This window comes from Streptomyces sp. NPDC046900 (assembly GCF_040644975.1).
In the GTDB taxonomy this organism is placed as follows: domain Bacteria; phylum Actinomycetota; class Actinomycetes; order Streptomycetales; family Streptomycetaceae; genus Streptomyces.
The window spans coordinates 1-1,652 of sequence record NZ_JBEYXD010000239.1; the positions used below are offsets into that span (position 1 = coordinate 1).

At 68.2% G+C, this 1,652-nt stretch carries 1 protein-coding gene; it reads right to left on the bottom strand.

Annotation, left to right across the window (positions count from 1 at the left end):
* Positions 1–76: 76 nt before the first annotated feature.
* Positions 77–1,399 (bottom strand): IS110 family transposase, encoded by a 1,323-nt coding sequence (locus ABZ904_RS51185; RefSeq protein ID WP_361006467.1) that lies wholly within the window; start codon positions 1,397–1,399, stop codon positions 77–79.
* Positions 1,400–1,652: the final 253 nt, after the last annotated feature.

Sequence of the window (1,652 nt, forward strand, 5' to 3'; positions counted from 1 at the left end):
CCTGGCCGGAAAATCACGGCATCGTAGGGCATGCGGGGACCTGCACCGTGCCGAGTATGATTGACGGGTCGTCCGGTCAGGCAGGCGCAGGAGTCAGGGTGACGGTGTTGCCGAGGCGTTCGAGCTCGCGAACGAGTTCGCGAGTACGGCGTTCGGGGTCGGTGCGGCGTTCGTACCAGTCGGCGCCCAGATCGGTGTAGCGGGCGCTCGGATCGGCGATCAGCTGCCAGACAATCTCGATGATGTTGCGCGCGAGTGCGGTCTGCGCCTTCTTCTTCGGTTTGCGTTTGATCAGGCGCCGGTAGCGGGTGCCCAGGAAGCTGCGGCTCTTGCCGGCCGTGACAGCGGCGGTTCCAAGAGCCCGTCGAAGCCAGGGGTTGCCGTGCCCGGTGCCGCCGGTGGAGTGCTTCGCCCCGGACTGCAGGGTGCGCGGCGTGAGCTTGGCCCAGGAGGCCAGGTGGCCGGGGGTGGGGAAGACACTCATGTCGAAGCCGGTCTCGGCGAGGATGTTCTGGGCGGTCACGACGCCCACGCCGGGGATCTCGGACAGGCGCTCCACCAGTGTCAGTTGTCGGCCGCCTCCGGCATCGGGGCCGTCCGTGCGGGCGGGGTCGAGTTCGGCGATGGCCGCCTCGATGCGGTGACCGAGGTCCGCGATCTGGGCGTCCAGATGGTCGATGCTTTCCAGGTACAGACGGATCAGATAGCCGTGATGGTCGTCGAAGCGGCCCCGCAGCGCCTCCATCAGATCCTCCGGCTTGGCCCGTAGGCACCCGTGGGCCAGACCGGCCAGGACGCGGGGGCTGCGTTCTCCGGAGACCAGTGCCCGCAGCATCGCTCGTCCGGAGACGCCGAAGAGGTCGGACACCACGGTGGACAGTTTGATCTGCGCGTCCTCGAGGACCTTCTCGACGCGTTCCTTGAAAGCGGTGCGATCGGCGGTCAGCACCGCGCGGGCGCGGGTGAGGTCGCGTATCCGACGGACCGCCGCGGGCGGGACGAAGGAGCGCCGTAGCATGCCGCGCTCGGCAAGCTTGGCCAGCCAGACCGCGTCCAGCTTGTCCGTCTTCGGCCGGCCGGGGACATTCTTGACGTCGCGGGCGTTGACCAGCCAGCAGGTCAGGCCCCGATCCTCAAGCAGGTAGTAGAAGGGCCGCCAGTAGTCCGAGGTCGACTCCATCACCACCAACTCGATGCCCTGGCAGACCAGGTGGTCGGACAGCTCCAGGATCGCTGCGGTCGTCGCGCCCGTCTTGAAGATCTCCTGCCGCTTATGGCTCCCGTTGCCGGGTACCCGCGTACACACCATCGCCGAGGCCTTGGCGATGTCCAGGGCGGCGACGTGCGCCACTAACTCCCCACCTGTGTCCAGCTCCGACACCTCGATCTGATCACCCATCACCGTCTCCCCTCCTGTGTCCGCCGCCCCATGAGGCGCTGGTACGGGTCCCGCCCGGAGGGCCGCAGGGGGATGCCGAGTCTGGCCGGCGTGCTCGAAGCAACATGTCACTGCCCCGCGGTGCAGCCCCGGCATCAGACTTGTGGACGGACTCAGCAGGCCAGGGTCATGTCGACGTCGGACGCGGGCGGCACCCAAGCCGATTTTCGCGCCGTCACTACGGCGCGGGCAACGCGCCACCCCAACTTGTGGG

Excerpts from the sequence above, each read along its gene's own strand:
- ABZ904_RS51185 (WP_361006467.1), bottom strand. The coding sequence starts at position 1,399 with ATGGGTGATCAGATCGAGGTGTCGGAGCTGGACACAGGTGGGGAGTTA.